Annotated in this window: 24 protein-coding genes; 9 read left to right on the top strand and 15 right to left on the bottom strand. The window is 65.2% G+C overall.

The genetic code is table 11. The features are described 5' to 3' along the window. Positions 1-138: 138 nt before the first annotated feature. Positions 139-2,460 carry an FdhF/YdeP family oxidoreductase gene (locus tag ATC04_RS03135; protein ID WP_047120174.1) on the bottom strand — a complete coding sequence of 774 codons (2,322 nt, stop codon included), beginning with the start codon at positions 2,458-2,460 and terminating at the stop codon, positions 139-141. 61 nt (positions 2,461-2,521) lie between these two features. Beyond that, positions 2,522-3,352 carry a formate dehydrogenase accessory sulfurtransferase FdhD gene (gene fdhD, locus ATC04_RS03130; RefSeq protein ID WP_047120175.1) on the bottom strand — a complete coding sequence of 277 codons (831 nt, stop codon included), beginning with the start codon at positions 3,350-3,352 and terminating at the stop codon, positions 2,522-2,524. A gap of 104 nt (positions 3,353-3,456) precedes the next feature. On the opposite strand from fdhD, the gene ATC04_RS03125 reads away from it, so the two are divergent. Next, on the top strand, positions 3,457-4,254 hold the full coding sequence (locus tag ATC04_RS03125; protein WP_047120176.1) for a GNAT family N-acetyltransferase: 798 nt from the start codon (positions 3,457-3,459) through the stop codon (positions 4,252-4,254). Position 4,255: 1 nt separating this feature from the next. Here the strand turns inward: ATC04_RS03125 and ATC04_RS03120 are convergent, their stop codons facing one another. Further along, positions 4,256-5,026 carry a VOC family protein gene (locus ATC04_RS03120; RefSeq protein WP_353611645.1) on the bottom strand — a complete coding sequence of 257 codons (771 nt, stop codon included), beginning with the start codon at positions 5,024-5,026 and terminating at the stop codon, positions 4,256-4,258. A 190-nt stretch (positions 5,027-5,216) separates the two neighbouring features. Here ATC04_RS03120 and ATC04_RS03115 point away from each other — a divergent pair, with 190 nt between their 5' ends. Next, on the top strand, positions 5,217-6,785 hold the full coding sequence (locus ATC04_RS03115) for a long-chain fatty acid--CoA ligase (protein WP_047120178.1): 1,569 nt from the start codon (positions 5,217-5,219) through the stop codon (positions 6,783-6,785). Here ATC04_RS03115 and ATC04_RS03110 read toward each other — a convergent pair. Beyond that, on the bottom strand, positions 6,782-7,621 hold the full coding sequence (locus ATC04_RS03110; protein WP_152666894.1) for an enoyl-CoA hydratase/isomerase family protein: 840 nt from the start codon (positions 7,619-7,621) through the stop codon (positions 6,782-6,784). The genes ATC04_RS03115 and ATC04_RS03110 overlap by 4 nt on opposite strands. A gap of 17 nt (positions 7,622-7,638) precedes the next feature. Between ATC04_RS03110 and ATC04_RS03105 the strand changes: the two genes are divergently transcribed. Next, the gene (locus ATC04_RS03105) at positions 7,639-8,139 is read left to right on the top strand and encodes a DUF456 domain-containing protein (protein ID WP_047120179.1); all 501 of its coding nucleotides are present in this window, start codon (positions 7,639-7,641) and stop codon (positions 8,137-8,139) included. Here the strand turns inward: ATC04_RS03105 and ATC04_RS03100 are convergent. From ATC04_RS03100 to ATC04_RS03085, 4 genes are read right to left on the bottom strand one after another with little or no spacing between them, the layout of a single operon-like run. Further along, positions 8,136-8,741, bottom strand: coding sequence for a response regulator transcription factor (locus ATC04_RS03100; RefSeq protein WP_047120180.1), 606 nt, complete (start codon positions 8,739-8,741; stop codon positions 8,136-8,138). The two genes, ATC04_RS03105 and ATC04_RS03100, sit on opposite strands and share 4 nt — an antisense overlap. Further along, a complete protein-coding gene (locus ATC04_RS03095; RefSeq protein WP_047120181.1) occupies positions 8,738-9,862 on the bottom strand; it encodes a histidine kinase in 1,125 nt (374 codons plus the stop codon). Before ATC04_RS03095 ends, ATC04_RS03100 begins: the two co-directional genes overlap by 4 nt. A gap of 26 nt (positions 9,863-9,888) precedes the next feature. Next, on the bottom strand, positions 9,889-10,644 hold the full coding sequence (locus tag ATC04_RS03090) for an ABC transporter permease (RefSeq protein ID WP_047120182.1): 756 nt from the start codon (positions 10,642-10,644) through the stop codon (positions 9,889-9,891). Further along, positions 10,641-11,558, bottom strand: coding sequence for an ABC transporter ATP-binding protein (locus ATC04_RS03085; protein ID WP_047120183.1), 918 nt, complete (start codon positions 11,556-11,558; stop codon positions 10,641-10,643). Before ATC04_RS03085 ends, ATC04_RS03090 begins: the two co-directional genes overlap by 4 nt. A 367-nt stretch (positions 11,559-11,925) precedes the next feature. On the opposite strand from ATC04_RS03085, the gene ATC04_RS03080 reads away from it, so the two are divergent. After that, complete coding sequence (locus tag ATC04_RS03080) at positions 11,926-12,597, top strand: VTT domain-containing protein (protein WP_047120184.1); 672 nt, start codon at positions 11,926-11,928, stop codon at positions 12,595-12,597. Positions 12,598-12,602: 5 nt separating this feature from the next. On the opposite strand, the gene ATC04_RS03075 is transcribed toward ATC04_RS03080, so the two are convergent. Then, on the bottom strand, positions 12,603-12,959 hold the full coding sequence (locus tag ATC04_RS03075; RefSeq protein ID WP_082123992.1) for a DUF2695 domain-containing protein: 357 nt from the start codon (positions 12,957-12,959) through the stop codon (positions 12,603-12,605). Positions 12,960-13,194: 235 nt separating this feature from the next. On the opposite strand from ATC04_RS03075, the gene ATC04_RS03070 reads away from it, so the two are divergent. The 4 genes from ATC04_RS03070 (at position 13,195) to ATC04_RS03055 (ending at position 18,105) form a co-directional block, all read left to right on the top strand. Continuing rightward, the gene (locus tag ATC04_RS03070) at positions 13,195-13,962 is read left to right on the top strand and encodes a helix-turn-helix transcriptional regulator (RefSeq protein ID WP_047120185.1); all 768 of its coding nucleotides are present in this window, start codon (positions 13,195-13,197) and stop codon (positions 13,960-13,962) included. Between the two features lie 143 nt (positions 13,963-14,105). Beyond that, positions 14,106-15,560, top strand: a complete 1,455-nt coding sequence (locus ATC04_RS03065; protein ID WP_047120186.1) for an aminopeptidase P family protein — start codon at positions 14,106-14,108, stop codon at positions 15,558-15,560. After that, positions 15,557-16,774, top strand: a complete 1,218-nt coding sequence (locus ATC04_RS03060) for an amidohydrolase family protein (protein ID WP_047120187.1) — start codon at positions 15,557-15,559, stop codon at positions 16,772-16,774. The genes ATC04_RS03065 and ATC04_RS03060 overlap by 4 nt, the downstream gene beginning before the upstream one ends. Further along, a complete protein-coding gene (locus ATC04_RS03055; protein WP_082123994.1) occupies positions 16,771-18,105 on the top strand; it encodes an alpha/beta fold hydrolase in 1,335 nt (444 codons plus the stop codon). The genes ATC04_RS03060 and ATC04_RS03055 overlap by 4 nt, the downstream gene beginning before the upstream one ends. A gap of 250 nt (positions 18,106-18,355) precedes the next feature. Here ATC04_RS03055 and ATC04_RS03050 read toward each other — a convergent pair whose 3' ends face one another. From ATC04_RS03050 to ATC04_RS03040, 4 genes are all read right to left on the bottom strand, one after another. Beyond that, on the bottom strand, positions 18,356-19,084 hold the full coding sequence (locus ATC04_RS03050; RefSeq protein ID WP_047120188.1) for an RES family NAD+ phosphorylase: 729 nt from the start codon (positions 19,082-19,084) through the stop codon (positions 18,356-18,358). Between the two features lie 23 nt (positions 19,085-19,107). Continuing rightward, a complete protein-coding gene (locus tag ATC04_RS19195) occupies positions 19,108-19,506 on the bottom strand; it encodes a hypothetical protein (protein WP_152666895.1) in 399 nt (132 codons plus the stop codon). A gap of 440 nt (positions 19,507-19,946) precedes the next feature. After that, entirely contained in the window at positions 19,947-21,143 is a 1,197-nt protein-coding gene (locus ATC04_RS03045; RefSeq protein ID WP_047120189.1) for an aminotransferase class I/II-fold pyridoxal phosphate-dependent enzyme, read from the bottom strand. Next, positions 21,143-21,628, bottom strand: coding sequence for a carboxymuconolactone decarboxylase family protein (locus tag ATC04_RS03040; protein ID WP_047120190.1), 486 nt, complete (start codon positions 21,626-21,628; stop codon positions 21,143-21,145). The genes ATC04_RS03045 and ATC04_RS03040 overlap by 1 nt, the downstream gene beginning before the upstream one ends. 273 nt (positions 21,629-21,901) lie before the next feature. On the opposite strand from ATC04_RS03040, the gene ATC04_RS03035 reads away from it, so the two are divergent. Next, positions 21,902-22,420 (top strand): hypothetical protein, encoded by a 519-nt coding sequence (locus tag ATC04_RS03035; protein WP_047120191.1) that lies wholly within the window; start codon positions 21,902-21,904, stop codon positions 22,418-22,420. On the opposite strand, the gene ATC04_RS03030 is transcribed toward ATC04_RS03035, so the two are convergent. After that, positions 22,417-22,692: a hypothetical protein gene (locus tag ATC04_RS03030; protein WP_047120192.1), complete on the bottom strand. Its 276-nt coding sequence runs from the start codon at positions 22,690-22,692 to the stop codon at positions 22,417-22,419. The two genes, ATC04_RS03035 and ATC04_RS03030, sit on opposite strands and share 4 nt — an antisense overlap. 65 nt (positions 22,693-22,757) lie before the next feature. After that, entirely contained in the window at positions 22,758-24,056 is a 1,299-nt protein-coding gene (gene rlmN, locus ATC04_RS03025; protein WP_231735894.1) for a 23S rRNA (adenine(2503)-C(2))-methyltransferase RlmN, read from the bottom strand. Between the last annotated feature and the right edge of the window lies 1 nt (position 24,057).

Raw genomic sequence — 24,057 nt, 5'->3', positions numbered from 1 at the left:
TCTTCCGGGGGCAAGCGCTTGACGTGATGCACTTTGCATCATCCAGTCCCTGCCCGCGCGGCCCGTTTTCCGCGGGAACGAGCACAGCCCACGGACGGAATTCAGTTCGAATCCCGTCCGTGGGCTGTTGTTTAGCGCTCAGCTGTCCAATGTCGGACCCGGATCCTTGGTGTGCTCCACAAAGCGCACCATCATTGCCTTGAATCCCGGGGTGTTGGACTCGCGGGCCACCAGATCGCGGTGCACCAGCGCGTTGGCCTCCGGGAAGTAGGCGGCGACGCAGCCCTTGGCCGTCGGGTAGGACACCAGCCGGAAGCGGTTCGCCCGGCGTTCGGTCCCGCGGAAGGTGGAAATGACATCCACCAGGTCGCGGTCCTTGAAACCGGCTTCCTGAAGGTCCTCGGGATGGATCAGGATGACGCGGCGCCCGTCCTTGATCCCGCGGTAGCGGTCATCCAGCCCGTAGAACGTGGTGTTGTACTGGTCGTGCGAGCGCATGGTCTGCAGGATCAGGTGGCCTTCCGGGGCTTCGAGCGCCTCGAATTCGGAGACCGTGAAGCGGCCCTTGCCGATGTCGGTGGCGAAGGAGCGCGAATCGCGCGGCGGGTTGGGCAGCACGAACCCGTTTTTCTCGCGCACCCGGCGGTTGAAGTCCTCGAAGCCGGGCAGCACCCGGGAGATGTGGTCGCGGACCACGTCGTAGTCCTCGGCCATCGCACGCCAGTCCACCGCATGGTCGTCGCCCAGGATGGCCTGGGCCATGCGCGCGACGATCACCGGCTCGGAGAGCAGGTGGTCGGACACCGGGTTCAGCCGGCCCTGGGTGGAGTGGATGACCGACATGGAGTCCTCCACCGACAGGAACTGGGCGCCGCCGGGGTGCTTGTCGTCCTTGTCGGTGCGGCCCAGGGTGGGCAGGATCAGCGAGGTCTGCCCGTGCACCACGTGCGAGCGGTTGGGTTTGGTGGAGATGTGCACGGTCAGCTTGGCGCGCTGCATGCCGGCTTCCAGCGCTTCGGTCTCCGAGTTGGCCAGCGCGAAGTTGCCGCCCATGGAGACGAACACATCGATCTCGTCCTTCTCGAAGGCGTGCAGCGCCTCGGTGGAGTCGTAGCCGTGCTTGCGTGGCGACTCGATGCCGAATTCCTCATCCAGCGAGGCCAGCAGCTTCTCGGTTGGCTTCTCCCAGATGCCCATGGTGCGGTCGCCCTGCACGTTGGAGTGGCCGCGCACCGGGCAGGCGCCGGCGCCGGGTTTGCCGAAGTTGCCCTGGAGCAGCAGCAGGTTGATGATTTCCTTCAGCGTCGGCACCGAGTGCGGCTGCTGGGTCAGGCCCAGCGCCCAGCAGATGATGGTCGCCTTGGACTTGGCCAGCAGCCGGGCGACATCCGTGATTTCGGCGCGGGTCAGCCCGGTGGCCTTTTCGGTGGCGTCCCAGTCGATGGAGGAGCGGGCCTGCTGGTAGGCCTCGAACCCGTCGGTCACCGAGGCGATGAACTCGTGGTCCACCACGGAGCCCGGGTTCTCGCCCTCGAACTGCAGCAGCAGGTGGCCGAAGGCCTGGAACAGGGCCAGGTCGCCGCCGACCTTGATCTGCAGGAAGTCGGTGCAGATCGGCTCCGCCTTGCCCAGCATGCCCTTGACCGTCTGCGGATCCTTGAATCCGAAGAATCCTGCTTCAGGCAGCGGGTTGACCGCCACGATGCGCGCCCCGCGCTTGCGGGCGTCGGCCAGCGCGGAGAGCATGCGCGGGTGGTTGGTGCCGGGGTTCTGGCCGACCACGAAGATCGCCTCGGCATGCTCGAAGTCCTCCAGCGAGACGGTCCCCTTGCCGATGCCGATGGTCGGGTTCAGCGCGGTGCCCGAGGATTCGTGGCACATGTTGGAGCAGTCAGGCAGGTTGTTGGTGCCCAGCGAGCGGGCCAGCAGCTGGTACATGAACGCGGTTTCGTTCGCCGTGCGCCCGGAGGTGTAGAACACGCAGCGGTCCGGGGTGGTGGCGTTGACGTGCTCGGCGATCGTGGAGAACGCTTCGGGCCAGCTGATCGGGCGGTAGTGGGTCTCCCCCGCGTGGATGATCATCGGGTTGGTGATGCGGCCCTGGGAGCCGAGCCAGTACTCGGTTTTGTCCTGCAGCACGGAGATCGGGTGCTGGGCGAACCACTCGGGGGTCACCGTGCGGGCGCTGGCCTCCTCGGCGATCGCCTTGGCGCCGTTCTCGCAGAATTCCGCGGGTTTGCGGGCGCCGGTGATCGATTCCGGCCAGGCGCAGCCCGGGCAGTCGAAGCCGCCGCGCTGGTTGATGCGCAGCATGGAGCGCAGGGTCCGCGACGGGCCCGCTTCGGCGAAGCCGCGTTCCATGGACACCATGACGGCCTTGAGGCCCGCGGCCGAATGCTCGGGCTCGGTGACCTTCAGCTCGTCTTCGTTGATGTCTTCCTTGGGAGCCGGGCGATGCATGTCGTTCCTCCGTCTGAATTCCTGCCGAATGCGCTGTGGCGCCAGCCACACACCTACTACGCTACGCGTTCACGACGCGATGCGCATGCGTATAAAGATTTACGCTGTGCCCGCGCGAGAAGGCGGCCAGCGTCAGCCCCGCATCCTGGGCCAGGTCCACGGCCAGGGAGGAGGGCGCGCTCACCGCGGTGAGCACGGGGATGCCGGCCATGGCCGCCTTCTGCACCAGCTCGAAGGAGGCGCGGCCGGAGACCTGCAGCACGGTGTCGGACAGCGGCATGCGACCTTCGCGCAGGGCCGCCCCGATTACCTTGTCCACCGCGTTGTGGCGGCCCACATCCTCGCGCAGGATCAGCAGATCCCCGCGGGTGGAGAACAGGCCTGCCGCGTGCACGCCGCCGGTGGAAGAGAACAGCTTCTGCGACTCGCGCAGCGTGTCGGGCATGGACAGCAGCACGTCCAGATCCACGTGGCCGCAGTCCTCGCGCAGCTCGAAGGTGGATTTCTTGCGCACCTCGTCGATCGAGTTGGTGCCGCAGATGCCGCAGGCCGAACTGGTCACCACGTTGCGCGAGGCGCTCAAGTCCGGGGGTACGGCGCCGAAACCCAGCTGCACCTCTATGACGTTATATGTCTGGTTTCCGTCCTCGTCGGTGCCCAGGCAGTAGCGCATCGCCACCAGGTGCTCGGACTTGGTGACGATTCCCTCTGCCAACAGGAACCCTGCCACGAGGTCGAAGTCGTCCCCGGGGGTGCGCATCGAGGTCGTGAAGGAGGTGTGCCCGAAGCGGATTTCCAGCGGCTCTTCGCCGGCCAGCTTCTCCTCGCGCACCCGGGTGGTCCCATCCGACATGGCCCGGATGACACGGCGCCGGATGATCTTGCGTCCCATGGTGCTCCCTGTTTGTACGTTGGCTGCCTCGTCCGAGTGTGCCACCGACCTGCGGCTCAGGGCAAAGCGCCGCGCGCCGGGCCGGTTGGCCCTAGAATTTTCACATGACCAACCCCGCCGGCAGGCTCTTGGATATCTACGATTCGCAGCTGCGCACCGACGCGGAGATGCAGGGCGCCCTCCGGGTTGGCCGGCTGGGTCCGCTGTATCTGGCGGTCTTCCCCGGCGGCCAGGGCTTCATCACCTCGCCGCGGTTCACCGGCGGCGAACCGGCACCGCTGTCCGCGTTGGTTGGCCCGGCGCTGGAGTATTTCACGGCGCGCTCCGGAATCACCGAGGTGGAGTTCAAGACCCGCGGCCACGACCACGCCCCGGGACTGCACGAGGCCCTGCTGTCCTGCGGATTCAGCGCCGGACAGCCGGAATCAGTGATGCTCGGCCGGCTTGAACACCTGATCAGCGGCCTTCCTGCTCCGCAGGGTGTGCAGGTCCGCCGAATCAGCACCCCCTTGGAGGTTGAGCAGATGTGCGCCATGTCCGCCGAGGCATTCGGCCAGCCGCCTTCCCCGGGCCTGGCCCGGGAGCTGGCCGCGCGCATGGACCTCGCCAACGGCCTCGAGCTGTGGGTGGCCTGGGCCGGGGCCCGCATGGTCGGTGCCGGCAGGCTGGAGCCCGTAGCCGGCACGGAGGTGGTCGGCCTGTGGGGCGGCGGCGTGCTCCCCGCCTACCGAGGCCGCGGAATCTACCGGGCGTTGACCGACGCCCGCGCCTGGTCGGCGAGGGCCGCCGGGCACATTTTTGCGCACAGCGATTCCACCGAGTACTCCCGCCCGATCCTGGAGCGCCAGGGCATGGTCAAGGTGACGACCACAACCCCGTACACCTGGAAGCGTTCCGGATAACTCAGGCCGGTACGGTTTGGATGATGGAGAACTCCGCCCCGGTGGGATCGGCGAGCACCGCCATCCTCCCGAAGGGCGAATCCTGCGCCTGCTTGAGGACTTTCGCCCCCAGATTCTTCGCTAGCGCGAGCGCCTTGTCCGTATCCGTCACCGCGAAGTAGGTCCGCCACCCGGGCTTCGGATCCGGTTGGCCGGAAATGTCGAAGATGCCCGCTTTGGCGTTCGGCCCCTGCCCGTAGCTCTGGTACCGGAACTCGTCGGTGTCAGACAAGCTGAGCAGATCCCATTCCAGCGCATCGCGGTAGAAGTGGGTGACCTTCTCGAATTTGGTGGTGTGCAATTCATTCCAGATCCGGGTCCCGTGTCGCCCGGAGGCCTTGGTCAGCCCCCTGACAGTGGAGGACTGCCAGAGCCCCACACCGATACCGGTGGGGTCGCCGATCATGGCCAAGGTGCCCTGCCCCTGGATTTCCAGCGGCTGCAGGAAAACGCAGCCGCCGTACATCCCGGCCGAGTAGCTGGCCGCGTGGGCGTCTGCCACATTCAGGTAGGTGACCCAGGCATCGCTGCATTCGGAGCCTGAATCGTTGTTCAGGAATCCGGCTACGAGTTCGTCCCCCAAGTACATGTCGATCGAGTCTTCCGTGCCGGAATTCCCGCCGCTCGTTTTCCATCCGAAAAGCCGCCCATAGAAGTCGACGCTTCGTTTCATATCACCGGTCAGTAAATCTACCCGGCACGGTTCCGCGCCGGGCTGCCCAAGTTCCTGCATCATTTCCCCATTTCAAACATGATCCAGTTGCTAGGGCGAGTCTAGGCTTCGGGCCGCCTCGCGGCAACGATATGACTTTCAGGCTCCAGAAGCTTGGCACCGGGTACCTGCTCCCGGTTTCCAGTTCCATTATGTTAGGTTGTGACACAGCACACACTCGCATTTCGCGCTGATCTCCGGGAGCCTTTCCATGCTTTCTTCCTCGCCAAACGCCACCATGTCCGTTGCAGCAATCCCCGCCGAGGGCGCCGCCCGCCATGGCGAGTTGAACGCGATCACCGTCAACGGGCAGAGCACCAGCTACCGGCAGCTCTGGGACGAAACCCGCGCCTACGCAGGGGCTTTGCGGGAGCGCGGCATCGGCGAAGGCGACCGGGTCGCGGTGCTGATTCCGAACGTGACGGACTTCGCCCGCGTCTACTACGCGGTGCTGGCACTCGGCGCGGTTGTCGTGCCGATCCACGCGCTGCTTAAACGCCACGAGATCGCCTATGTGCTGGAGGATTCCGGAGTACGCCTGCTGGTGTGCGCGGCTCCGCTGCTGGGCGAGGGCGCCGCCGGCGCAGAGCTCAGCGGCGTCGAGACGATCAGCGTGCTGGCTCCTGAAGAGCTGGGAAGCATCCGTCTGGAGGACCTCGCCGCGGCGGCCACCCCCATCGACACCTACTTGCCGCGCCGCCCCGAGGACATCGCCACGATCCTCTACACCTCCGGCACCACCGGCAAGCCCAAGGGCGCGCTGGGTACCCACGTGGCGCTGCTGGAGCAGGCGAACACCCTGCTGCTGGACACCATCGACATGCGCCGCGGCGACAAGGTCTTCGGCGGCTTGCCGCTGTTCCACACCTTCGGGCAGACCACGGTGCTGAACACCGGGCTGCGCGTTGGCGCCGAGATCATGCTGCTGCCCAAGTTCACCGCCGTCGGCGCGCTGGACCTGGTGCTGGATGAAGACATCGACCTGTTCTTCGGAGTTCCCACGATGTACGTCGCCATGCTGGAGGCGGGCAAGCAGCGCGAGGGCAAGCCATCCCGCCTGCGCTTCGGCGTCTCGGGCGGGGCTTCGCTGCCGGTGTCGGTGCTCACCGCCTTCGAGGAGCGTTTCGGCGCGCCCATCTACGAGGGCTACGGGCTGACCGAGACCTCGCCGGTGGCCTGCTTCAACCACGTGGGGCGCACCCCGCGGCCGGGGACCATCGGCACCCCGGTGTGGGGCGTCGAGGTGGAGATCGCGGACCCGGCGTACCTGGACGAGATCAGGCTGCTGCCGCGCGGGGAGATCGGCGAGCTGGTGGTCCGCGGGCACAACCTGTTCGCCGGCTACCTGAACCGTCCCGAGGCCACGGCCGAGGCGATGGTCGACGGCTGGTTCCGCACCGGGGATTTGGGCACCAAGGACGAGGACGATTACGTGCGCATCCTGGACCGGACCAAGGACATGATCCTGCGCAACGGCTACAACGTCTACCCGCGCGAGGTCGAGGAGGTGCTCATCAGCCATCCGGAGATCTCCAATGCGGCGGTGTACGGCGTGCCGCATGAAACCCATGGCCAGGAGATCGCCGCCGCCATCACCCTGGAAGCAGGCTCCACCTTGGACGCCGAGTCCATCGGAGCCTGGGCCAGCGAGCAGATGGCGGCCTACAAGTTCCCGCGCCACATCGAGATCGTGCAGGAATTCCCGCTGGGCCCCAGCGGGAAGATCCTCAAGCGCGAGCTGGTAGCGCAGTACGCCGAACAGTCAGGGCAGCCCTCCTAGGCATCGCCGTAGCGCGGCGCGCGGCGCTCGAGGAACGCCCGCCGCCCCTCGGCGAGCTCGGGATTCTCCCCGTTCTCTTCCCAGAGCCGCGCCCACCAGGATTCGTAGTCAGCTGCGGCCGGCTCCTGCCCATGGGCGGCGATGGCCTCGCGGGTCCGCGCGATGGAGTACGGGGAGTTGCCCTGCAGCGCCTGCAGCAGCGATTCGACTTCCCCGTCCAGCTGCGCGGCCGGGTGCATCCGGGTGAACATGCCCCAGTCCAGCGCTTCGGCCGCCGCGATGCGGGCTCCGGAATACAGCAGGTACTTGGCCCGGCTTTCGCCCACCGTGCGCACCAGCCGCTCGATGCCCGGACGCGGGAACACCAGCCCGATCTTCGCCGGGGTGATCGCCAGCTTCACGTCATCGGCCGCCAGCTGGATCTCGCAGGCCGAGGCCAACTGCCAGGCCCCGCCGAAGCAGTTGCCCTCCACCACCGCGATCGTGGTCTTGGGGCAGCCGGTGATCGCCCGGTCCACCAGATCGAAGTGGTTCAGCAGCTGCCCGTCGGCGTCCTTGTCGAAGAGCACCTGGTCCATCTGGTCGATGGCGATCCCGGCGCAGAAGTTCCCGCCGGCACCGCGGATCACGATCGCGGACACCGCCGGATCCGCGGACAGCACGGCGAAGGCGCCCAGCAGCTGCAGGCACATGTCCTTGGTCAGGGCGTTGAACTGGCGCTCGTTTTCCAGCAGCACCACGGCGGTGGAGCCCTGGATCTGCACGCCGACCCGTGCCTTGTTTTCCCCGGACATGAGGACCTCCTGTTTTCCGGTCTGCGCTGCCGTCTTGCTCACCGTGCCACACTAGGCATGTGGATCTACAAATTCTTTACACGATTCTTGCCGGCCTGCTGCTGGTGGTTTCAGCGCTGGGAACCATCTTCCCGATTCTTCCGGGATCACTGCTGGCCATCGGAACGCTGCTGGCCTGGGGCTGGCTGCTGGGCAGCGGCGCCTCCTGGTGGGCCGCGGGGTTGGGCATCGCCATCGCGTTTCTCGGCTGGTCCGCATCAGCGGTGCTCACCGGTCGCAAGCTCAAGCAACACGCAATCCCGAAGGGGTCCATCCTCACGGCCCTGATCGGCGCGATCGCAGGGGCCTTCCTGATCCCGGTGGTCGGCTTGTTCGTGGGCTTCGCGGTGGGCTTGTTCATCGGCGAGGCGCTCCGCCGCGGCGAAACCTCCGGTGCCCTGGCCTCGTCCTGGGCGGCGCTGAAGGCCATGGGGCTGGGCATCGTGATCGAGCTGGGCTGCGTGCTGCTGGCGTCCTCGGTGTGGATGATCGGGGTCATCACCCACTTCGCCACCCGCTAGATCCAGCCCATTTCCCGCGCGCTGCGGGCCGCCTCGATCCGGTTCGAGGTATTGGTTTTGCCGATGGCGTTGGACAGGTGGTTGCGCACCGTTCCGGCCGACAGGTGCAGGGAGGCGGCGATCTGCGACACAGGTCCCCCGCCGGCGGCCAGCGCGAGGATTTCCCGTTCCCTCTCGGTCAGCGGGTTGGAGCGGGTTTCCACGCTGAGCATGGCGCGCTGCGGGTCGACGACCTTCCCGCCCGAATGCACCCGGCGGATGGCGGCGACCAGTTCCGCCGGCGGGGAATCCTTGACCAGGAATCCGCTGGCCCCGGCTTCGAAGGCCTGGCGGAAGTATCCGGGGCGGTCGAAGGTGGTCACGATCAGGATCTTGACCTCGGGATGGCTGTCGCGCAACAGCTGCGCGGTGCGCAGCCCGTCCAACCGGGGCATCTGCACGTCCAGCAGCGCGACCTGCGCCCCGCTGTCATCCAGCGCCTGCGCGACTTCGTCGCCGTCGGCGCATTCGGCGACCACCTGGAGGTCGTCCTCAAGATTGAGCAGGGCGGCCAGTGCGCCGCGCACCAGGTGCTGGTCATCCGCGATCAGCACCTTAATCATGTGTCCCCGCTTCCCGCGCCGAATGCCACCTGCAGGCTGGTTCCTCCCAGCCTGGATGCTCCCACTGTACAACTGGCGCCGAACAGCCGGGCGCGTTCCTGCATGCCGCGGATGCCGTGGCCGCTCTCACCGCCCTGGATGCCGTCGCCGTCGTCGTCCACGCTGACCCCTGCGGTGCCCAGCCGCACCGCGACGGATCCGGCGTGGGCGTGGCGCAGCACGTTGGTGACCGCCTCGCGCAGGATCCACGCAATGTGCGACCGCCAGGCCACGGGGACGTCCTCCACCGTGCCCAGCACCGTGAATTCCAGTCCGTTGTCGGTGCAGGCCTGGTGCAGTTCTTGCAATTCGGCCTCAAGGTTCTGCCGGTTGAGCCCGTGCACCGTGGTGCGGACCGAATCCAGCGCGGTGACTGCCAGGTCGCTGAGCTGCTCAAGCTCCCGGCGGGCTTCCTTGTAGCTGCCGGCGTCCATGAGCCGCAACGCCAGCTGGGCCTTGAGGTTCAGCGCGGTCAGCGAATGGCCAATGCCGTCGTGCACGTCGCGGGCCATGCGTTCCTGTTCCGCCACCACCAGGTAGTCGGCGCGGATCTGTTCCGAGACCACCGAGCGGGTGATCGCGGCGACCGTGATGGCGTACACGACCATCAGCACCAGGTTCAGGCCGATCAGGAACAGCAGGTCGATGAATTCCCCGTAGATGATCGGCAGGGCGAAACACAGCACGGCGACGGCGACATAGGTGGCGATCGTGTAGCGCTTGGTGAGCAGGAAGGCGGAGTAGGAGGTCAGGAACGGGAAGATCCCCATGACTGTCAGCCCGATGACCGGCATCCCCGCCAGCACGATGACCCACAGGATGGCGAAGTAGGCATAGGCCCGCGGGTGCCTGGTTCCGCCCTCGCCGACCACCCTGCTGAATTCCGCGTAGGCCCTGAGGTAGACCACCGCGAAGACGACCACCAGGATCAGTCCGATGATCCTGGTGGGCAGCGAATAGTCTTCCAGCAGCAGGTCCAGGATCGGGAAGATCAGGAAGATGATCCAGACCCCGGCAACCAGCCAGCCCCACTTGTCCCAAAAGGCAGTGCCTTCGTCGACTTCGCAGCCGGCCTGGCTCATTGCCGTGGGATTGCTCCCTGAATTATTCACTGGCGCGCCTTGGCCTTCCGGGTTGCGAAGACCGCGAAGAGCGCGAAGATGATTGCCCATGCAACCACACTAGTCACTGGAATCCACAATGGATCCGGCGCCATGTCGCCTCCTGCGGGAATTGAGTGCAGCATCGGGTAGCGGGCTAAGGCCACATAGCCGAACATCGGGGTGAAACGGGCTGCGTCGAGCATGCCGCCTTCCAGAGGCATGAACACGTTGCCGAAGAAGGCGAAGAACACCATCAGGCCCGAGGCCAGCCCCAGCGCGGATTCCGACTTGAACAGCATGCCCACGCCGATGCCGTAGCAGGCGAAGATCATCGCTCCGGCCAGGATGATCAAGTAGCTGACCACCCACATCCAGCCGTCGGTGACCCGCGCTCCGGTAACTGCGCCCAGGGCGAAGACCAGCGCCGCCGAGGCTGCCGCCACCGTGGCCGCGACAGTCATCTTGCTGGTGACGAAGGAAGCCGGTGTCATCCGGGTCAAGGCGATCTGCCGGCCCCAGCCCTGCATGGTTTCGGTGGCCACCGTGCCGGCAATGGCCACGGTGCTGACGGCCGCGCCGTAGGCTGCCATGGAAACCATCAGGTAGAACTTGACGTTGCCGCTGCCGACCTCGGCATCCGTGTAGCTGGGGATGTTGCCGAACAGGAAGTACATGGCTGCCGGCAGCAGCAGCGCGAAGACCAGGTTGTAGCCGTCGCGGAAGTGCCGGGCGAATTCAACGCGGATATAGGTGGCAATCATTGGGCGTCCTCGGTCAGTTGGATGAATGCGTCTTCCAGGCTTGGCGCAGAGATTTCAAGGTCCCAGGCGCCCAGATCGGTCAACAGGGTTTGGGCGAAGCGGTCGGAATCGGCGCATTTGAAGGAGATGCGCTGTCCATTGCGTTCGGCAATGCTCACCGAGGCGTCGAAGGCTTCCGCCTGGGAGATCGCCTGCTCGGTGGGCAGCGTGGCGCTGACGGTGCGTCCGGAAATCAGCTTGCGCAGTTCCTCGGTCGCCCCGTCCGCCACGATGCGCCCGTGGCTCATCAGCACGGTGCGCTCAGCGAAGTTCTGCGCTTCTTCCAGATAGTGGGTGGCAAAAATGATGGTGCGTCCGCTGGATGCCTCCGAGCGCATGTTTTCCCAGAAGTCGCGGCGGGCCATCACATCCATGCCGGCGGTGGGCTCGTCGAGGATCAGCACGTCGGGGTCCGGGAGCAGGGCCAACGCGAATTTGATGCGCTGCTGCTCGCCGCCGGAGCACTTTCCGACCCTCCGCTTGGCGATGGCGGTCAGCCCGGTACGGTCCATGACTTGCGTAACACGGCCGGCCTGCCCGTGCATGGTGGCAATCACCGTGATGGTTTCGCGAACGGTCAGGTCGCGCAACAGCCCTCCGGTCTGGAGCACCGCCGAAACCCTGCCGGAGGTCACTGCCCGGTGCGGGCTTAGGCCCAGGACCTCGACCGAGCCGGAACTCGGCTGGGTCAGACCCAGGATCATGTCCACGGTGGTGGTCTTGCCTGCGCCGTTAGGGCCGAGCAGGGCAACGATTTGGCCGGCTTGGATGCTCAGGTCGACTCCGCGCACGGCTTCGACCTTGGTGCGTGGTGTCGTGAAGGTCTTGCGCAGACCCGTCAGCGATACTGCTTCGGTTCGGTTCAGCGTTTCCATAGTTCAATTTTTCGCGGAAAAGGCCCGCCGGCGAAGAGCAGAATGTCATGACTTGAACATGACCGTTGTCATGGGTCGGCAGCGAGAATTTAGTTGCCGCATTTCAACTGTCGTTTCGGGGACGCGTCAGCGGATGTGAGCTTGGCTACTCCGGCGGGTTCATTCGTCACCGCGCCCGCACAGTACAGCAAGATCCCGGCATCGAAGTCTTTACCGGTCAGCCCGGCCAAAATGCCATTCCCACATCGATTTACCGCAGTGATCTGCATCTATGCACGGGCAAACTCACAGCGAAATCCCGTAGGCTTTTCTCGTGCTAGATCATTCTTCATTTCTTTCGATAGTGACCGAACTTGGGTCGCCCACCATGGGTGCGGCTTTCCTGCCAGACTGGCTGAATCCCGCGGTCTTCCTTAACGACCCGGCTTTGGCGCCATGGGTCGTCCTGATCGTTTGCGGCATCGTTTTCGCGGAAACCGGCCTGCTGGTCGGTTTCTTCCTGCCCGGCGACTCAATGCTCTTCACCGTGGGCATGCTCATCGCCACCGGCACCATCCATGTCCCGCTGTGGCTGTTTGCCCTGTGCATTTTCGTCTGCGCCTTCGCAGGCGACCAAACCGGTTACATGATCGGGAAAAAGACCGGTCCCGCGATTTTCAAGAAGCCGGATTCACGCTTCTTCTCGCAGAAGAATGTCGAGCACGCCCACAGCTTCTTCGAGCGTTTCGGCGGCCGCGCGGTCATCCTGGCCCGCTTCGTTCCCGTGGTCCGCACCTTCGTTCCGGTGATCGCCGGTGTTGCCAAGATGAACCACAAGACCTTCGTCTTCTACAATCTGATTGGCGCTCTGTTGTGGGGTGTCGGCGTCACCTTGCTGGGCTTCTGGCTCGGACAGTTCAGCTGGATCGAAGAGAACATCGACCTCATCTTCATCCTGATTGTTTTCATCTCCGTGATTCCGATCGGCGTGGAACTGCTGAAGGCTTTCATGTCCGGGAAGAAGAACAAATCCACTTTCAACGGGAGCTTGGAAGACTAGATAATCTAAGCACTCCGGGAGTGGAACTGGCCTCCGCCCCACTGCACGCCGCGGCGCATCATCCACTGTTCGCAGGGTTGAATGCTGCCGCGGCGTGTTCCTTTGCAGACCATGTCCAGGCCCTCGTCCACCGCGCGCGCAGCCTCATCGGTAATGGGCCGGAAAACGTTCAGCAGCACCTCGCAGTCGCAGAAGCCGCCCAGCAGCTTGATCTTCCGCTCCAGGGCGGTAGCCCGCGGGGCCGAATAATCGCGGTAGTGCATCAGCGCGCGCAGGTTCGCGGCACAAGGTTCGGCGCCTGCGACTCGATATAGATAGCACGGCAGGCATTCACGGTCGACGGGATCCGGCAGTGACGGCATGGTTTTCTCCTCAACTCTGGGATGCAGTTCCGGCGGCCCGTTGCGGCTGCCTGCTCCCACTGTCAGTCACGATCCGCAAGGCTTCGCAACTGCCTGGCGAACTGTGGAGAACGGCTAACGCCCATCGGCATCCGGGATCCTGTCCGATGAAATGTGCCATGATTCAACTGTCCCCGTGCTGCCTTGTCCGGGGCACGGACTGCACCCCGTCACACATCACTAAGGTCGTACACGCATGGATGCCGATACGCTCACCTCGATTTCGCAGCAGCTGGCCGCATTGGCCGACGACATGCGCCGCACCGGGGTACCAACGGACGGAGCCCACGTGCATCGGGACGGCCTGTCCATGCGACTGATCTACTCGCGCCAGGATCTGGTAGACACCTTCAACGACTTCCAGGACCGGGCGGTGCATTCGATCGATGCGCTGGACCGAGGCGGCAGACCCGCGCATGCAGAGTCCCAATCGAAGTCCCAGCCCGCCGCGCTGGCCCGCGGGGTGCGCTTCCGGGTGGTCTACGACCCCTCGGTATTCGAGCGCGGAGACCTCACCCGGGCCATGCTGAACTCGGTCCGCCAAGGCGAGGAAGCCCGGGTCTCCACGAATGTCTCGACGCGGCTGCTGATCCGCGACCGCGAGGAGTTCATCATCCACACTTCGGAAGCCTCCGCCGCATCGCATCTGGCCGTGCAGCTCACCTCCCCGGTGCTGGCAGATTTCATCAACGATTCATTCACCAAGGTCTGGGAAACCGCCCTGCAGGTCAGCAACCGGAAGTTCGAGTCCGGAACGCTGCTGGAGGATGACGAGATCCAGATCCTGCGACTGCTGGCCGCCGGGCAGAAGGACGAGTCGGTGGCCCGTGCGCTGGGAGTCAGCGTGCGCACGGTGCAGCGCAAAATCCAGACCCTGCAGCGCGGATTCGGCGCAGCCAGCAGGTTCCAGCTCGGCGCCATCAGCGCCAAGCACCTGATCGTGGACCGCGAATCCGCAGACTGAATCAGCAGAGACTGATTAACGACGTGTCGGTTTTACGACACCGTTTTATGTCGTAGGCGCGGCGGATCCGTGAAAAGCTTGAATGACCGGGGCGCTAAGCCCTGCCATCCCAACAGTTCTCGTTTCACAGGAGCACCACGTCGATGAGTGAGAAACTCCCCAAGTCAATGCCGGTACCAAGCAGCGGGGAGAATGTCATTCCCCGGCTGGCGAACAGCCAGCCCTTCGTGGACTTCATGGCCAAGGGCTGGGAATCACCCCAATTGCCTGCCCCTGTCGATGCCGCGGCGTCGCAGGCCGCAGCCAACCACCGCGAGAACCTCTCGGCGGCCTTCGCCGGCCAGGGCATCATGGTGTTCGCCGGCCACGCACCGGTGCGGGCCAACGACAACTTCCACGAGTTCCGCGCCCACTCCGATTTCATGTACCTGGTCAACGCCCAGATCGAGTCCGCCGTGCTGCTGGGCCACCCGACCAGCGACGGACATGACTTCGAACTGTTCCTGCCAGTCCCCTACGCGCCGGGCACCGCTGACTTCTTTTCCAATGCCATCCACGGCGAACTCTGGGTCGGCCCTAGCCACAAGCCGCTTGACTGGCAGCGCGCGTTGGGCATCCCGGTTCGCCCGATCCAGGAACTCGAGTCCGCCGTGCGTGCGGGCCGGTTCCAGGCCGCCGGCGCCGTGGACTCCAGCGAGCTGGACAAGCTGAACGCCCAGGATTCCCCCGTCTTGAAGCGGGTCCTCTCCCAGCTGCGCATGGTCAAGGACGCGTGGGAAATCGCCGAGCTGCGCGCTTCGGTGGACCACACCATTGACGGTTTCCGCCAGGTGCTGGCCGAGATCCCGCAGGCCATCACCTCCGGCGGCGAGCGCTGGCTGCAGGGCACCTTCGACCGCGCCGCCCGCACCTACGGCAACGGCCCGGGCTACGCCACCATCATCGGCGCCGGCATCCACGCGCCCACCCTGCACTGGACCCGCTGCGACGGCCCGGTTCGCGAAGACCAGCTGCTGCTGCTGGACATGGGTGTGGAGGAACGCTCCTGCTACACCGCAGATGTCACCCGCACCTTCCCGGTGGCCGGAGCCTTCACCGACGCCCAGCGCCAGGTCCACAACCTGGTGGAGAAGTCCCACCGCGCCGGACTGGCCGCGCTGGCTCCGGGCAAGCCGTACAGCGACTTCCACTTCGCCTGCATGGAGGAAATCGCCAAGGGCCTGCACGACTGGGACCTGCTGCCGGTCTCGGTGGACGAGGCGCTGTCCCCCATCGGCCAGCAGCACCGCCGTTGGCTGGTGTGCGGTGTGGGCCACCACCTGGGCCTGGACGTGCATGACTGCTCGCACTCGCACTACGAGGACTACCAGGGCGCGCTGTTGGAGGAAAACATGGTGCTGACCGTGGAACCTGGCCTCTACTTCCACGCCCACGACGCCATGGTCCCGCCGGAGCTGCGCGGCCTGGGCGTACGCATCGAGGACGACCTGCTGATCACCGCCACCGGCTACGAGAACCTCTCCGGCGAACTGCCGCTGGACGCCACCGGCCTGGAGCAGTGGATGGCCCAGGCGATGAACCTGGCGGTGCGCGCATGAGCACCCTGACCCTGTGCAACGCCACGGTTTTCGACGGCGAACGCTTCCTGGACGAGCCGGCGAACATCACCCTGGTCGACGGGACCATCACCGCTGTGGGCGCCCAGCGCGAGGGAACCCTGGTCGACGCCGCCGGGCGCACCGTGCTGCCCGGGCTGATCGACGCGCACTTCCACGCCTACGCCGTGGCCCTGCAGGGCCTGGACAACGAGCTGGGCCCGCTGTCCTACTCCGCGCTGGCCGGCTCCCACCGCCTGGCAGCCGCGCTGCGCCGCGGCTTCACCACGGTGCGCGATGTGGCCGGAGGCGATTTGGGCCTGGCCCGCGCCATCGAGGAGAAGCTGTTCGACTCGCCGCGCTACTACTTCACCGGTCCCGCCTTCAGCCAGACCGGCGGGCACGGCGACCCGCGCGAGGCGCACCTGGACACCTGCTTCAGCCACGGGCACATGTGCCAAATTGTCGACGGGCCCGACAACCTGCGCGTGGCAGTGCGCAATGCCTTCCGCACCGGGGCACACGCCATCAAGATCATGACCAGCGGCGGGGTCATCTCGCTGACCGACCCGCTGGAAATCCCGCAATACTCCCCCGAGGAAATCCGCACCATCACCTCCGAGGCGGCCCGCCGCGGCTCCTATGTCTGCGCGCACGCTTACTCGGTGCCGGCGATCCGCCACTCGGTTCACAACGGGGTGCGCAGCATCGAGCACGGCAACCTGCTGGATGCCGACACCGCCAAGCTCATGGCGCAGCACGACGCCTTCCTGGTCCCCACCCTGGCCGCCTATGCGGCCATGGATTCGCGCGGCGAGGAACTTGGCCTGGCTGCGGTGTCCCAGGAGAAGAACCGGATTGTGCTCGAGCGCGGGCAACAGGCGGTGCGCCATGCACTGGATGCCGGGGTCAAGGTCGGCTTCGGCAGCGATTTGATGGGCGAGCTGGGCGACGAGCAGCTCAACGGGCTGGCCCTGCAGGCGGCGGCTTCCACCGTGGAAGACCTGCTGCGCTCGGCCACCAGCGTGAACGCGCAGCTGATCGGCAACGAGTCCATCGGTTCGCTGGCCGCCGGCAAGGCCGCGGACCTGCTGGTGCTTGACGGCGATCCGCGCCAGGATGTGGACTTCCTGGTGTCCGAGGCCAAGGGCCGCACCGTCATCCAGGCCGGAGCCCCGGTCTTCGATTCGCTGGGACTGCTGGAGGGCGCCAAATGACCGCGCTGGCACAGGCCGTGCAGAACCTGGATGCGGCCCCGCGGCTGCTGGAAACCTACGTAGCCGGCGGACGCCGCTTCCGCGACTACGTGCTTCAGGTGCCGCTGGACTGGAACAATCCGGGCGGCCCCGCCATCGAGTTGTTCTACCGCGAAATGGTGCGTGCGCACCTGGACGGGCAGCAGCTGCCGCTGATGGTCTACCTGCAGGGCGGGCCCGGCGGGCAGGGACCGCGCCCGGTGGGCGGTTCCGACCGGTTGGATACGGCGCTTGAACGCTACCGCGTGATCCTCATGGACCAGCGCGGCACCGGCCGGTCCACCCCGGTCACCGCCCAGGTGATCTCCGGATTCCCGGACGGCGACAGCGGCGCGGCGTACCTGGAGAACTTCCGCGCGGACTCCATCGTGGCCGATGCTGAGGCGATCCGCCGCCGCGGCTACCAAGGCCGCAAATGGGCCACGCTGGGCCAGAGCTACGGCGGGTTCCTGACCCTGAGCTACCTGAGCTACTTCGATAACGCGCTGACCGCCTGCTTCATCACCGGCGGGCTGCCGAGCCTTGAGCCGAGCGCCGCCGGGGTCTACGCCCGCACCATCCACCGGGTACGCGCCAAGAACGAGCAGTTCTACCGCATGTACCCGCAGGACCGCGCCCGTGCCGCCAATCTGGCCCGCACGCTGGCCGAACGCGAGGTGCTGCTGCCCGACGGCGACCGCTTCACGGTCCGCCGGCTGCAGTCGCTGGGCATCGACTTCGGCATGGGTCCGGGCTTCGAACGCCTGCACTGGCTGCTGGAGCAATCCGGCGACGGCACCCAGCTCAGCGACTGCCTGCTGCAGGAGGTCCAGGCGCGCACCAGCTTTGCCGGGAACCCGTTGTTCGCGGTGCTGCAGGAGGACATCTACGGCAACGGAGCCAACGGCCCCAGCGCCTTCGCCGCCCAGGCGGAGCTGGAGCAGCACGCGGATTTCGCCACGGATGCGCCCACCTTGCTGTTCACCGGCGAAATGATGTTCCGCTGGACTTTCGAGGAGACCCGGCTGCTGCGCCCGTATATCCCGGCAGTCGAGGTGCTGGCAGCGCGCGGCACCCACCGGAAGATCTACGACCTTCAGAAGATCGCGGCGAACCGGGTTCCGATGGCCGCCGCCGTCTACTACGACGACATGTATGTGGATGCCGGCCTGTCGCTGGACACCGCGAAAAAGGTCGGCGGCCTGCAGGCCTGGGTCACCAATGAGCACGAGCACGACGGGATCAACGACCCAGCGGTGCTGCGCAGGCTCTTCGCCATGGTGGACGAGGTCGGCGGTCCGCTGACCAGTTGAATCATCACAAAACCGTATTGACCATGCGTGAAGAGAGGCGGGCACGGATCATTCCGTGCCCGCTTCTTCGCATACCGCGAGTTCCAGTCCTAAGGAGTTCGAACCTGCAGGAACGAATTTGGGATCATGCGCAATGACTCAGAAGCTTGAATCAGGGATTCGGCTTATTGGCCTTTCCGATTCACCGAAGCCGCCACGGCACACCGTTCCTTTTGCTGGACGCGTGGTGCCGTGCGCACGTTCTGGGCAATCAGCCTTCATGCCATTGCAGACCAAAGCGGGCAAATGCCTCTTGCAGCTCGGGAAGGTCGGGCGGCACCGAGAGAGGCTCCATCACAGGTTGGATCCGAGGACTGACAGCCAAGTCATCGGCACGTTGGAACACCGCCCAGACACGGATCTCATCACCGTGGCGGGAATTAAACCTCACACCATCGACGACAGGCTCGCCCGCTGTCTCTTCGTGCAGGTCGTAAAGCCATCTGGCGATGGATCTAGTGAGCACGCGGTCTCGGGCGTCCTTCAACAGGGCAGTATCGACGTCGGCGAGGGAAATATCATGTCGGTCGAAGGGGTAGTGGATGCTCAACGCGGCAATACTGCGTGAGTGGGTGACGTAGCAGTATTTGCCGCTTTGGCGTGCAGAACCGTACCGCCGGTCTTCCAACCATGAGTAGCCAATGGCGCATTGGGGAGCCTCGGGGTAGCTGCCAATGCTGCCGTCGTCGTCGATAATCTGGTCAAGCCCGGCGACCAGCTCGGGACTGGGACGGAAGAGGGCAAGCAGCTCGAGGAAGCATCCAAGAAGGCTTTCGGCAGTGTAGATGGTACGAAACTCGCCAAGCTGGTCATCCCAACGTCCACTGAAAAGTCCGTCGTCACCGGCGAACGTCCAAGGCGTCCAAGCCCAAAGTTCGGGTGAGAATCCGACGCGCCAAACATGGAGGGGTTCATCTGGGCACTCTATTTCAAGGTCCACGCTGTTTCCATGTTCGGGATTCATCATCGGCCGTAAGCGAATGATTTAGCGGCGACGATCACGTCCCGAGAACCAACTATCGGGTCAGACTCGTGCAGGACCTGGGCGGGTGCGTCATCATTCAAGCCGGGATTCATCCCCTTGAACCAGGACTGCACAGTTATAGCGTCGTAGCGATCCCGCAGAAGTGCCGCGGCATGAAAAGCATGACGAAGTCGTTCTTGGTCGACTTCGCCGGGAACGGATGAGCCATCTGCCCAAGCCGATACCGATCTGGAGGACTTCACCCCACCGATATAGGCAACCAGGCGCACACCCAATATCTCCCGCAACTGCGAAATGAGCTCATGAAACGGAAGACCGACGGAATCCTCGTACGCGCGAAGTCCCGGACGCTGATCAGGTGACACTGCTGCTTTCATGATTCGATTGTACTCTGGGATGCATGCTCAACCCATAGTAAAAATGCACCCAAAAACGCACCACCAAGCCTCATCAAGCAGCTCGAAAGGCGCAGATTTCAGCTATCGGAGTGTGCACGTTTCCGGGGTTTTGCCACACCGGACACAACAAGATCTACCCATCCTGATAAGGGAGAATACGGCCCGCATTATGTGGAACAGCAGGCGTTCCCCGGCCCGAACTCCGACGTCGTGCACACGCATCGCCATAGTGGATGCCCAAAGGCAGGCGGATTAGGACGCGGCGGTCCTGAAAGCGCCTAATATGTCATCGGCCGCTTGGCGTCACGACTGTCGCAGGATGGTTGGTTTCAAGAAGCTCAACATCGAAATTGACCACAAGGTTCGTGCGGAACCGGCGGTGCAGATCACCCAAGTTTCTCACCACCGATCCACGAGTCCTATACCCCGGACAGCGTCTGGCGCAAAAACGCTTCCACCCGCTCCAGCGCCTCGGCCACCCGTTCGTAACCGGCGGCGAACGACAGCCTGATGAACAGGTGCCCCTCGAACGGGTCGAAGTCGCCGCCCGGGGTCAGCGCCACCTGTGCATGTTCCAGCACCTGCCGGCAGTACTCTCCGGCGGTGCCGAAGCGGTCGAGCACACGCTCGCTGAGCCGCCCGTAGAGATAGAACGCGCCGTCGGCCGGCGCTGCCTGCTCGATGCCCAGCTTTCTGTAGTTGGCCAGCACCAGGTCGCGGGTCTTCGCGAACTCGGCGACCCGCTGCTCCGCCTCGGCAAGGCTCGACGGCTCGAAGGCGGCGATGACCGCACGCTGGGCCGGAGCCGGCGCGCACAAGGCGAGGTTCGAGGCCAGGGCGTCCACCGCGGCCAACATGTCGTCGGGGACGATCATCCAGCCCAGGCGCCACCCTGTCATGCCCCAGTACTTGGAGAAGGATGAAACCACGATCGAGGAGCGGGAGAACTCCCAGGAGGTGCGCCCCTTGCGCTCCGGGACGAATTCGATGCCATGGTAGATCTCGTCGCTGACCAGCCGCACGCCATGGGCGTCGCACCAGCTGCACAGCTCTTCGAGTTCCTCGGCGCTGAACATGGTGCCGGTCGGGTTGTTCGGCGAGGCGATGACCAGGCCGTCGAGCCTTCCGTGCTCGGCCAGGGCCTGCTCCAGCAGCTGCACGGTCGGCTGGAAACGTTCGGCTTCCCCGGTGGGGAGGTCCACCACCTGCAGGCCCAAGGCTCCGAGGATGTTGGCGTAGGCAGGATAGCCTGGACGGGCCAGAGCCACCACGTCCCCGGCGTCGAAGGCCGCAAGGAAGGCCAGCTGGAACGCCCCGGAGGATCCGGTGGTCATGACGAAGTTCCGCGCCGGGATCTGGACGCCGTAGCGGGCCAGGTAGTGCGCGGCCAAGGCCTCGCGGGTCTCGGCCAGGCCGGCGGTCGGGGTGTAGCCGAAATCCGCGTTCTGCGCATGCAGCTGCGCGGCGAGCTCATTGACCGCGGCGGGCGCTCCCCCGCCGGGTTCCCCGACGCACAATGAGATCACGTCGCGGCCGGCGGCACGCAGGTGCGCGACTTCCTCGACGATCTGCATGACTTCGAACGGCGGGACTTCTCCGCGCTTCGACACCTTCACTACTTTGCGCCTTCAGCCAGGCTGCGTTCCTTGACCGGATGCCGGGAGAGCACCGAGATGCGATTGCACGCGTTCATCGCCACGGCGATCCACTGGATGGCCGCCACCTGCTCATCGGAGAACACCAGACGGGCCGAGGCCACAGCTGCAATGCGTTCCTCGGGGGTGGGCAGGTTGGTTGCTGCTTCGGCGATGGCCAGCGCCGCGCACTCTTCCTCGTCGAACAGTCCGCCGCATTCGTTCCACGTGGACAGCAAGTTGATACGCTGCATCGTCTCCCCTGCGTCGATGGCCTTGCGGGCATGGAGGTCAAGGCAGTAGGCGCAGCCGTTGATCTGCGAGACCCGCAGGTTCACCAGTTCGGCCAGCCGGTCGCTGATGCCTGCGTCCTGGTAGGACTTGGTCAGCTGATTGGCGAACTTCCCAATCGAGTTCCACAACTCCGGATTGGATTTATCAAGGAAAAGAGGATCTGAGACAGCCATATCTGAACCATACCGCCCGGCGTTTGCAACCTCCTAGTTCGCTTCGGGCGCTCAGCCACCGACTATGGGACAAGACCCTCAAGTCCCTGTTCGTGCCCTTCAGGACAATATATTGCGATGTAGCAACAAAAGCTGCAGGTTACGTGACGGCGGCGGCGAGACTGCCGCATTCGATAGCAACCCATCAGGATGCTTGCCCGTTGCCCTACTGGCCTGCTGGATTCGCGCATAGAATACCGGCATGATCTGGATAGGCGGCGGCGAGGTGGCGTGATGCAGATTCAAACGTGCGGGCAACTGGATTCCAAGGACCTGGTCCAGCTATGCGATTTCATGCGGGAGAACATTTCCTCGCTGAGCCTGACCCCGTGGACCACCGCGCTCCTCGGCCTGCTCACGGGCCTGGCCATTACCTGGGTGACGGTGCTGGGCAACCGCAGGGCGCAGCGCGCCGAACGCCGCAACACCGCGCAGCTGGCCGCGCTGATCGCGGTCCAGGATGTGGCCTTGGAGCTTCGCAGCAAATGGACGGCGCATCTGGACTACCTGCAGTCGGGCTCCGGAGGTCCCGATCCCTTTCCGGCGCTGGCCCAGGCCGCGTTGCAGGGAGAATTCCGCACCGCGGCCAGCCGCATCGACAACAACGAACTGCGGGAAGAGTACGCCCGCTGGGAGACGTACGCGGAGTTGTTCTTCAACAACTCGGGCAGGCAGCAGGGTTATGAGGAGCAGAAGCTCTGGGACACCGTGCTGGAGCGCTCGGGGAAGAACATCCGCTGGATCGACGCCTAGTCCAGCGACTGCACGTTGATCTGCACGTCATGGGTGGCCCCGGCGGCCCGAATGGCGTCCTGCCATTCGGGGCTGCCGCCGAGCACCTCGAAGTGCACGATGTTCCGGTTGCGCAGCTCGGTGGCGAGCTGGCTGGCGAAGTCCTCGTTGTTCACGACCATCCAGCGCCCGTCGAGCACCACCGGCTCGTCGGCTTTCACCTCGTCGGCCCAGACCAGGTCCTTGGCCAGGTCCCGGGAGACGGCAATCCTCGGAAGCCGAATCGTGCTCATGAGCAGTCCTCCCTCTACTTAGGTCTTAGCCAAAGTATAGGCTTCTCTGCCCGGGGTAGCGGTGGCTACTTGTCGCCGTCGGCGGCCAGCTGGCCGCAGGCGCCGTCGATTTCCTTGCCGCGGGTATCGCGCAGGGTGGTCGGCACACCCAGCTCGTCCAGGCGGCGCACGAACTTCGAGGTGATGTCCGGCTCGCTGCGGGTCCAGATGGAGCCCGGCACCGGGTTCAGCGGGATCGGGTTCACGTGCACCCAGCCGCGGCCGCGGGCGTTGAGCTTCTTCGCCAGCATTTCGGCGCGCCACTCGTGATCGTTCATGTCCTTGATCAGCGCGTACTCGATGGAGACGCGGCGTCCGGTCTTCACGTAGTAGTCGTAGGCGGCATCCAGCGCCTCGTCGACCTTCCAGCGCGAGTTCACCGGGATCAGCTCGTCGCGCAGCTCGTCATCCGGTGCGTGCAGCGATAGCGCGAAGGTGACCGGCACGTCCTCGTTGGCCAGCTTGCGGATGGCAGGAACCAGGCCGACGGTGGAGACGGTGATGCCGCGAGCGCTCATGCCCAGGCCCTCCGGGGCTTCGGCGACCATCCGGTGCACGGCGTTCATGACGCGCTTGTAGTTGGCCAGCGGTTCGCCCATGCCCATGAACACGATGTTGCCCACGCGCTCGTCGGGGTGCTTCTGGCCGCCCAGTCCGCCTTCGGCGATGACGCGGTTGGCCTGGACGATCTGGTCCAGGATCTCTGCGGTGGACATGTTGCGGGTCAGGCCTGCCTGGCCGGTGGCGCAGAACGGGCAGTTCATGCCGCAGCCGCACTGCGAGGAGATGCACAGGGTGATGCGGTTCGGGTAGCGCATCAGCACGGACTCGACCAGCGAGCCGTCGAACAGGCGCCACAGGAACTTGATGGTCTTGCCGTCGTCGGTGGTCAGCCGCTTGACCTCGGTCAGCAGCTTCGGGAACATCGCGTCGACCAGTTCCTCGCGGCGGTCCTTGGGCAGGTCGCTCATCTTGGCAGGGTCGGTGGTGTAGTGCTGGAAGTAGTGCACCGAGAGCTGCTTGGCGCGGAATGCCGGCAGCCCCAGTTCCTTCAGCTTCTCCTGGCGCTCGGCCAGGGTGAGGTCAGCCAGGTGGGTCGGCGGCTGGGAGACGCGGCGCTTGGTGGCGAACTGCAGTTCGGGGCGGCCGTCGGCGCCCATCTCCTGCTTCCATCCCTCGGCGGTCGGAATGACCTGCGCACGGCCTTCGGCCTGGGCGCGGGAGGTGGAGATACGCAGCTGCTGGGCACGCTGGGCGGCGGCCTGCTCCTGGCGCAGGGCCTTGCGCTCGTCAGCGGAAAGTGTGGTGGGGTTGCTCGAAGTCATC

The sequence above is a fragment of the Arthrobacter sp. YC-RL1 genome (genome assembly GCF_001454985.1).
Classification (GTDB): Bacteria; Actinomycetota; Actinomycetes; order Actinomycetales; family Micrococcaceae; genus Glutamicibacter; species Glutamicibacter soli.
Note: the sequence above shows the minus strand (reverse complement) of the source record. Positions and strands in the feature narration are given on the sequence as shown.